General features: G+C 61.1%; 5 protein-coding genes. 3 read left to right on the forward strand and 2 right to left on the reverse strand.

Annotated elements, in window-relative coordinates; all coding sequences use genetic code 11:
* The first annotated feature begins 52 nt into the window (after positions 1–52).
* A complete protein-coding gene (locus tag ACTHNE_RS00660) occupies positions 53–613 on the forward strand; it encodes a hypothetical protein (RefSeq protein WP_324939695.1) in 561 nt (186 codons plus the stop codon).
* A 77-nt stretch (positions 614–690) separates the two neighbouring features.
* On the opposite strand, the gene dcp is transcribed toward ACTHNE_RS00660, so the two are convergent.
* Both dcp and ACTHNE_RS00670 read right to left on the reverse strand, forming a co-directional pair.
* Positions 691–2,904 carry a peptidyl-dipeptidase Dcp gene (gene dcp / locus ACTHNE_RS00665; RefSeq protein ID WP_440268303.1) on the reverse strand — a complete coding sequence of 738 codons (2,214 nt, stop codon included), beginning with the start codon at positions 2,902–2,904 and terminating at the stop codon, positions 691–693.
* A gap of 173 nt (positions 2,905–3,077) precedes the next feature.
* On the reverse strand, positions 3,078–4,136 hold the full coding sequence (locus tag ACTHNE_RS00670) for an aldose epimerase family protein (RefSeq protein ID WP_324937158.1): 1,059 nt from the start codon (positions 4,134–4,136) through the stop codon (positions 3,078–3,080).
* Positions 4,137–4,508: 372 nt separating this feature from the next.
* On the opposite strand from ACTHNE_RS00670, the gene ACTHNE_RS00675 reads away from it, so the two are divergent.
* Positions 4,509–7,205: a TonB-dependent receptor gene (locus ACTHNE_RS00675; protein WP_324937156.1), complete on the forward strand. Its 2,697-nt coding sequence runs from the start codon at positions 4,509–4,511 to the stop codon at positions 7,203–7,205.
* 60 nt (positions 7,206–7,265) lie between these two features.
* A complete protein-coding gene (locus ACTHNE_RS00680; protein WP_440268304.1) occupies positions 7,266–8,834 on the forward strand; it encodes an alpha-N-arabinofuranosidase in 1,569 nt (522 codons plus the stop codon).
* Positions 8,835–8,934 lie beyond the last annotated feature (100 nt).

The raw sequence follows: 8,934 nt of genomic DNA on the forward strand, positions 1-8,934 counted from the left end.
CTCCGCGAAAGAGAGCCAGCACATACGTCCACTTTGAATAGGAGTCGACACCATGCGTACGCAAATATGCAAAGCGTTGTTAGGCGTTCTGAGTCTGTTGCTTGCGGTAGTAATCACTACGCAACCAGCCTCCGCTCAACAAGTAGTAGCCATCACCTGCGCGGAGAGCGCAAGCATTACGTACACCAATGGCCTTCGCGCCACACCAAGCACCCAAACTCTCAAGGCAAGCGCAAATCTGACCGCCTGTGCCAATTTAACGCAGCTTTTGGGCGCCGTGCCTACCAACCTCTCCTGGCAGGGGACGGCTTATGAGGTTCAATGCACCAGTCCTACGGGAAACAGTGCAGATCCAGGGACGGGCATCGTTACCTGGGACGATAACCAAGATCCCAGCAGCATCGAGCTGGTCAGCTTCACCAACTCGAACCTTGACGGCGGCGCCGTCACCTTAGCTACGTTCAGGGTGACAGCAGGGCGGCTGGCTGGCACTACATTTACTGCCGAGAACGCCTTCGTGCCTGCATTAAATCAGCTCAATTGCTCTGACCAAAATCCTGAATATGAAATCCAAGGCGAAGGTATTGGCGAAGATATTCTTGGCTTACTCTGAACATGGAAAAGCGTCGAGATGCGTATATGAAAAAGGCCGGCATACCGCCGGCCTTTTTCTGCGCACGATGCACGACACTATTTCGTCACGCCCTGCTTCAACCCCCGATGAATCAACATCGGCTCGACACTCGGATCGCTGCCGCGCCATTCCTTGTAGAGCTTGTCCAGCTCTTCCGTATTGCCGCGCGAAAGTATCATCGCGCGGAAGCGATCGCCGTTTTCGCGCGTCAGGCCGCCGTGGTCCTTGAAACCTTCGAAGGCATCGTCGGCGAGCATCTGCGTCCACAGGTAGGCGTAGTAGCCGGCGGAATAGCCGTTGCTCCAGATGTGCAGGAAGTAGCTGGAACGGTAGCGCGGCGGCACATAGGAAAGATCCACGCCATCCTTCTTCAGCGAAGCGGCTTCGAACGCGTCGACGTCCTGCTTGGGCTGGTCGGCACTGAGCATGTGCCAGTTCATGTCGAGCATGGCCGCGGCGACCAGCTCGGTCATATCGTAGCCCTTGTTGAATAGCTGCGCCTTCTTGATCTTGTCGACCAGGGCCTGCGGCATCGGCTCACCGGTCTTGTAGTTCTTCGCATAATTGGCGAACACCTTCGGATCGAACGCCCAGTGTTCGTTGAACTGCGAGGGAAATTCGACGAAGTCACGCGCAGTCTGCGTACCGGATAGGGTCGGGTATTGCTCGTCGGCGAACAGGCCGTGCAGGCCATGGCCGAATTCGTGGAACATGGTGATCACGTCGTCCGTCGACAGCAGCGCCGGCTGGCCGTCCGCGGGCTTGGTGAAGTTGGCGACGTTGTAGATCACCGGCTTGGTGCCCAGCAGCTTGGACTGCTGCACGAAGTTGTCCATCCACGCGCCGCCGTTCTTGTTGTCGCGCTTGAAGTAGTCGAAGTAGGCCAGCGCCATCGACTTGCCGTCCTTGTCGAACACCTCGAACACGCGCACGTCGGGGTTATAGACGGGGATATCCTTGCGTTCCTTGAAGGTCAGGCCGTACAGCTGGTTGGCCGCGTAGAACACGCCGTTCTGCAGCACGTTATTCAGTTCGAAATATGGCTTGATCTGCGCTTCGTCGATGTCGTACTTCGCCTTGCGCACTTCCTCGGCGTAGTGTTCCCAATCCCACGGTTCGAGCTTGAAGGTGGGCTGTTTGAGCGCGGCCTGGTCCTTGTCGATCTGCTTCTGGATGTCGGCCGCTTCCACCTTGGCGCGCGCAACGGCGGCGGGGGCGAGCTTCTCCATGAAGCTCATCACGGTTTCAGGGGTCTTGGCCATCTGGTCTTCCAGCGTCCAGGCGGCGAAGTTGGGAAAGCCGAGCAGCTTGGCTTCCTGCGCACGCAACTGCGCAAGGCGTGAGACGATGTCGCGCGTATCGTTGGCGTCGCCCTTTTCGGCGCGCGTCCACGATGCTTCGAACAGCGCCTGGCGCGTGGCGCGATCAGTCAGGTCCTGCAGCATCGGTTGCTGGGTGGTGTTCTGCAGCGTGAGCACCCACTTGCCGTCGAGATGGCGATCTTTTGCGGCCTGCGCGGCGGCAGCGATGTCTTCGTTGGAAAGGCCGGCCAGCTTGCTCTTGTCGCTCACCACCAGCGCACCGGCCTTGGCGGCGGCGAGCAGCTTGTTGTTGTACTGCGCCTGCAGGCCCGCGGCTTCCTTGTTGTAATCCTTGAGCTTGGCCTTGTCCGCATCGGACAGCTTGGCGCCGGCCATCACGAACTGGCGGTAGGCCACGTCGATCAGGCGCTTGGATTCCGGATCGAGCTTGAGCGAATCGCGCTGGTCGTAGACGGCCTGAATGCGCTGGAACAGTTTGCCGTTGAGGTGGATCGCGTCCGCATGCGCGGCGAGCTTCGGTGCTTCCTCTTCCTGCACTTTTTGCAGCGTGTCGTTGGTGTTGGCACCCGTCACCGCGTTGAACACGGCCATCACGCGGTTGAGCAGCACGCCGGATTTTTCCAGCGCCACGTAGGTGTTCTCGAACGTCGGCGGCTCAGGGTTGTTGGCGATCTTGTCGACCTCCTCCTGTTGCTGCCGCATACCCTCTTCGATCGCCGGCTGGTAATCGCTGTCCTTGATCTTGTCGAACGGCGGCGCCTGGTACGGCAGCGTGCTGGCGGTGAAGAACGGGTTGTTGACCTGCGCTTCGGCCGCGGCCGTGGTGGACGCCTTGGCCGGCGCCGTGCCGGATGCGGCAGGGGCGGCGTTGCTGCCGTTGTTGGGCGCCTGCGAACAGGCGGCGAGCGCTAGCGCAGTGGCGGCGGCGAGAAGGTGAAGACGGGGCATGAGGTTTCCCAGGCGTGGCAGATAAGCCCACGACTGTAACCATAGCCCGACCGGGTTCCAAGCCTGCTGAAGGTCAGCGGAGCGGCATAACGAATGTTTTCTTTTTGCCTCGGCGTGTCCGTATTGGACTGGCATGACGGAGCAGCGGCCGGATAGGCTCGACCCATTCGCGCTCAGCCACGTTGCCCGGCCGCATCCAGCGCCGCCAGCACCATCGGCCAGTCCGCAGCGGCGCCCGGTGTCGCAAACTGATAGATGATGCGGTGCTCGTACGCCTGGCCCGGACGCAGGATTGTCGGCGGAAACTGCGGATGGTTCGGTGCATCCGGAAAATCTTGCGGCTCCAGGCACACGCCCCGACCAAGCTCGGGATGGCTGCGATCCAGCCCCTGCCCTTCATAAAGCTGCACGGCCGGCGCAGGGCTGATCAGCCGCATCGCCACGCCGCTGTGCGGCGAATACAGTTCGGCACTGCACTGGCGGTCGGCGGACAGCACCAGGCAATGGTCGAAGCCGCCGCTCGCCTGCAGTTGCGCGCGGCTTGCCGCGCGACGCTCATCCAACGTGGCCGGCACGCGGAAATCGAACGCCGTGCCGTTCACGCTCGCCATCTCGCCAGTGGGAATCAACTGCCGGTCGACCGGCAGATACTGCTCCACCGGCACGCGCAGAATCTGCGTTGCGACGGGCACGGCGGGATCGCCGGCAAGATTGAAATACGGATGATGCGTAAGGTTCAACGGCGTGGCCGCATCGGTGCGCGCGCGATACGTCAGTTGCAAACGTTGCCGAGCAAGCACAAATTCGGCCTCCACCTGCAGTTCGCCGGGATAGCCTTCTTCACCATCCGGCGAGGCGTAACGCAACAACAGCCGTTGCGGTTCGCATGCGGCAATCGTCCACACCCGGCGGCCGAAACCGACATGGCCGCCATGCAGGTGATTGACACCTTCGTTGGCGCTCAGCGCATGGCGCCGTCCATCCAGTTCGAAGCTGGCGCCGCCGATGCGATTGCCGTAGCGACCGACCAGCACGCCAAGGTAGTCGCGATCGTTGCAGTAGGCATGCAGATCCGGCAAGCCGAGCACCACGTCGACCGGTCCGTGTGCCGTTTCGATCTGCAGCCTGCGCAGGATGCCGCCGTAGGTCAACACTTCCGCTTTCACCCCTTCGCTTGCCAGGGTGACGGCGTGAATCACGGTATCGCCGAGTCGTCCAAATTCGCGTTGCATGAGTCGATTCGCACAGAAACAAGCCACGCAGCATAGCGAGCTTCACCAGCTTCGAACCATGGCAAGAACGGTATGCCGGCACGGCAATTCGGCATTGCGGCAGCGCAACAGATAGTGCATCGCATCATTGCAATAACCGTATCGATTTGGCGATTTAAATCATTGGTTTCTTATCGCCACGCCATCCCATACTCCGGCCGAACGTGATCGCGGGTAACACAACGATCACTTCCTGCTGATCGCTCACCCCTTGCATCCGCGGTCGCACGTGACCGCAAAACCAAAGGGCCTGTAGCCGTTCGGCATATGGTTCGACGCACCCACGTAGGTGCGCGACATAACGAGACCTTTGGGAGAGGGGAGTCAAGCACCATGCAGAACGTACGTAATGCGCAGCGCACGCAGCGCCTGATGTTCCGTGTATTGCCGGCGGCGCTCGCCCTGGCACTGGCCACCACCGCGCATGCGCAAAACACGACCAACGACAACGCCCCGTGCAAAACCACCACGGCCGACGGCAAGCCATGCAAGCGCAGCACCGACATCACCCAGCTCGATACCGTGCAGGTGAACGGCGTGCGCGGCAGTATCGCCGATGCCATCGCGATCAAGCAGAGCAGTCCGTTGATCGTCGATTCGATCGTGGCCGAAGACGTCGGCAAGCTGCCCGACAACAGCGTGGCCGCAGCGCTGCAGCGCGTGACCGGCGTGCAAGTGGCGCGCAGCGGCGGCGAAGTGAATACCGTGCTGATTCGCGGCCTGCCCGATGTGGTGACCACTTTCAGCGGTCGCAATATCTTCACCACCACCGGACGCAGCATTGCGCTGGCGGATATTCCCGCCGACCTGGTGGAGCGCGTGGACGTCTACAAGACCAATGATGCACGCAGCATCGAAGGCGGCATCGGCGGCCTGATCGACGTGCGCCTGCGCCGCCCGTTCGACTTCAAGGACGACTGGACCCTGGCCGGCACCGCCAATGGCATCTACAGCCGCAATGCCGGCCATACCGATCCCTTCGGCAGCATCACCGCCAACAAGATCTGGCATACCGATGCCGGCAAGTTCGGCGTGATGGCGGCGGCCTCGTATCAGAAGCAGCGTTACGAGGAAAGCAGCACCTTCAATTTCATTTCCGACCTGCGCGACAACCCGATGGGCACGGGCGGCAAGGTGTATATCCCCGAAACCATCGGTTCCATCTACAACCTGGGCGATCGCACCCGCCGCTCGGCCAACTTCACCGTGCAGTGGGCGCCCAACGACAAGACCGACATCTATTTCGAGAACTTCTACGTCGGCTATCGCAACACGTACAACAACCCGTTCTGGATTCCGCTGCCGGTGATCGCCAACGGCAGCAACGTCACCAGCCTCACCACCAAGCCCGGCACCAACGTCGTACAAAGCCTGACCGCTGACAACATGTTCACCTTGACCAGCGACCAGGCGTTTCAATCCAGCTCCGACACGTATCAGAGTGCGCTGGGCGGCAGCTGGAAGGGTGAGCGCGTGACGCTCTCCACGGATCTGGCCTATACCTACAGCAAGGCGTCTACGCGCGATTTCATCCTGGATACCGGGTTTATCGCGCCGCGCATCACCATGAACTTCGACAACGGCGGCGCCACCAACGCCACGGTGACCAATGCCGATGGCAGCGCGTACAACCTCGCCAATCCGTCGAATTATTTTCTCAACCAGTATTACGACCAGTGGAACCACCAGACCGGCAAGGACTGGTCGTGGAAAAATGACGCCACCATCAAGCTGGATGCCGGCCCCATCAACGCCATCGACGTGGGCTTGCGCGCAAGCTGGCGCAACGCCACCAACATTGCCGCCGATACCGGCGGACGTCCGAACATCAGCGGCACCACGGCGTTCATGAGCAGCTTCCCCGGCATGGCCAGCCTGACGCCATCCAACCTGCTCGATGGCGCGCTCTATACCTCGCCCAATCAATGGATGCTGGCCAACCCCAACTATCTATTGACGCATTCGGCGCAGATACGCGTGGCGATGGGTTACAGCCCGTCCGCGCCGTTGGCCAATCCCGCGCTGTATTTCAACGACAAGGAAGACACTTACGCGCTGTATGCGCAGGCCCGTTATGGATTCAATCTCGGCGACGTCCCGGTGGACGGTGGCTTCGGCGTGCGCAGGGTGCGCTTGAATTCGACACTGCAAGGCACGGAGATCCTCGGTACCGAGCAGACGCCCGTCACCATCAACAAGAGCAGCGACGTATGGTTGCCGAGCTTCAGCGCCAACTTCAATCTGCGTGACGACCTGATCCTGCGCGCGGCGTACGGCAAGACCATCACGCGCCCCGCGTTCGCGGCGCTCAACCCGCAGCTGTCGCTGTACCAGGCCACCGCGACGATCCCGGCCAGCGGCAGTGGCGGCAATCCCAATCTCAATCCGGTGCGCTCGAGCAATACCGACCTGTCGCTGGAATGGTATTTCCGCCCTGCTTCGCTGCTCTCCGCGGCCGTGTTCCATCGCGACATCAACGGCTATATCCAGACCTACGCCGACAGCGAAGTGGTCGATGGCGTGAGCTACCTGGTGAGCCGTCCGCGCAACACCGGCAACGGCACGCTGGAAGGCGCGGAGCTGGCCTACACCCAGTTCTACGATTTCCTGCCGGGCTGGCTGTCCGGATTCGGCACGCAGCTCAATGCCACCTTCATCAACGCAAATACGCAATCGCCGACGGGACAACGGCAAGATCTGGTCAACGTTTCCAAGCGCGCCTATAACGCGATCCTGATCTACCAGAAAGGGCCCTACTCCGCCCGCCTTGCCTACAACTGGCGCAGCCGCTACGCCGTGGCCTACAACCCCGGCGGCGCGCAACCGCAATCCATCTACAACGCACCGGTGGACGATCTGGACTTTGCGGTGAACTACGACGTGAACAAGCATCTGACGCTCACGCTGGAAGGCACCAACCTGATGGGGCGCGTGGTGCATACCCAGTTCGGCACCAGCCAGTACCTGTTTCCGCGCGACGCGATCATGATGGAACGTACTTTCATGTTCGGTGCACGCTTCCGCCTGTGATTTCCCCTCCGTCGCCATCCACATGATGGCGGCGGTGCTTTTTTCAGACAAGAAACCGCCATGGCCGCTTCCCCAATGAAAAAACGTCTAAGCCTTTCCTTGCTGTGTTCTGCGCTGTTCTTTGCCAGCGGCTGGCTGCAAGCCGCCGAAGTCCAGGTGCAGGGCAGCTTGCACACCGACCAGCCTGGCCCGCAGGTGTCGCGCTACATTTTCGGCCAGTTCGCCGAACATCTCGGCACTGGCATCTACGGCGGCATCTGGGTCGGCCCCGATTCCAAGATTCCCAACACCAACGGCTATCGCAACGACGTGCTGGCCGCACTGAAAGCCATCCACGTGCCCGACGTGCGCTGGCCCGGCGGCTGCTTCGCCGACGAATACCACTGGCGCGACGGCATCGGCCCGCGCGACAAGCGGCCGACCAGTGTCAACACGCACTGGGGCGGCGTGGAAGAACCCAACAGCTTCGGCACGCACGAGTTCATGAATTTCACCGAGTTGCTGGGCACCGATGCCTACGTCGCCGGCAACGTGGGCGATGCTTCGCCCGACGAAATGGCGCAGTGGGTGGAATATATGACCGCGCCCACGCATTCGACCTTGGCTATGCAACGCCGCGCCAACGGCCGCGACAAGCCGTGGAAGGTGGCTTTCGTCGGCGTCGGCAACGAGCTGTGGGGCTGCGGCGGCAACATGCGCTCCGAATATGCCGCCGACGTGTATCGCCGCTACCAGACCTTCGTGAAGGCGCCAGCGGATCAAACCATCCTGAAGATCGCACCCGGTTCCAACGGCGACGATTACCACTGGACCGAAGTGATGATGCGCGAGGCCGGCAAGTTCATGAACGGCCTGAGCCTGCATTATTACACCGTACCCGGCGGTGGCTTTCCGCCGCGCGACTCGTCCACCGACTTTGACGAGACCGCATGGATCGACACCTTGCAGCAGGCATTGCGCATGGACGATCTGATCACCAGGCACAGCGCGATCATGGACAAATACGATCCGCAGAAGAAGATCGCCCTGGTGGTCGACGAATGGGGCACCTGGTACGCCAGCCTGCCCGGCAGCCATCCGGGTTTTCTGCAACAGCAGAACACCCTGCGCGATGCGCTGGTCGCCTCGCTGACGCTGGACATCTTCAGCGACCACGCCGATCGCGTGCGCATGGCCAACATCGCGCAGATGGTCAACGTGCTGCAGTCGATGATCCTCACCGACGGCAACAAGATGCTGCTGACGCCGACGTATCACGTGTTCGCGATGTACCTGCCGTACCAGGACGCTACGCATCTACCGTTGGAGATTAGCGCGCCGACCTATCGCCACGGCGAATTCGCGGTGCCGGCGGTGCATGGCTCGGCGGTGAAAGCGAAGGACGGCCATGTGTACGTGGCGTTGACCAATCTCGATCCGGAGCATGCGGCCGAAGTGAATGTGAAGCTCAGTGGTAAGGCCACGCAGGTGAGCGGGCAGATCCTGACTGCACCGGCGATGACGTCGCTCAATACATTCGAGCACGCGGACGCAGTGAAGCCTGTACCGTTCTCCGGAGCGCGAATCGATGGCAACGATTTGAAAGTTAAATTGCCAGCGAAGGCGATTGTCATGTTGAAGCTGCAGTGATTCGACGCGCCACACGTGACCCCGTGGCGGGGAGTAACCCCCAAACCCGGAAGACGGGCCAACAAAGAAAGGGGTTACCCCCCCCTAATAACCGTAAAAA

It is taken from the genome of Dyella sp. (genome assembly GCF_051954575.1).
Taxonomy (GTDB): domain Bacteria; phylum Pseudomonadota; class Gammaproteobacteria; order Xanthomonadales; family Rhodanobacteraceae; genus Dyella_B.

Bases quoted from the DNA above. Each gene is read 5' to 3' on its own strand.
- ACTHNE_RS00660 (WP_324939695.1), top strand. From the start codon at position 53: ATGCGTACGCAAATATGCAAAGCGTTGTTAGGCGTTCTGAGTCTGTTG.
- dcp (WP_440268303.1), bottom strand. From the start codon at position 2,904: ATGCCCCGTCTTCACCTTCTCGCCGCCGCCACTGCGCTAGCGCTCGCC.
- ACTHNE_RS00670 (WP_324937158.1), bottom strand. From the start codon at position 4,136: ATGCAACGCGAATTTGGACGACTCGGCGATACCGTGATTCACGCCGTC.
- ACTHNE_RS00675 (WP_324937156.1), top strand. From the start codon at position 4,509: ATGCAGAACGTACGTAATGCGCAGCGCACGCAGCGCCTGATGTTCCGT.
- ACTHNE_RS00680 (WP_440268304.1), top strand. From the start codon at position 7,266: ATGGCCGCTTCCCCAATGAAAAAACGTCTAAGCCTTTCCTTGCTGTGT.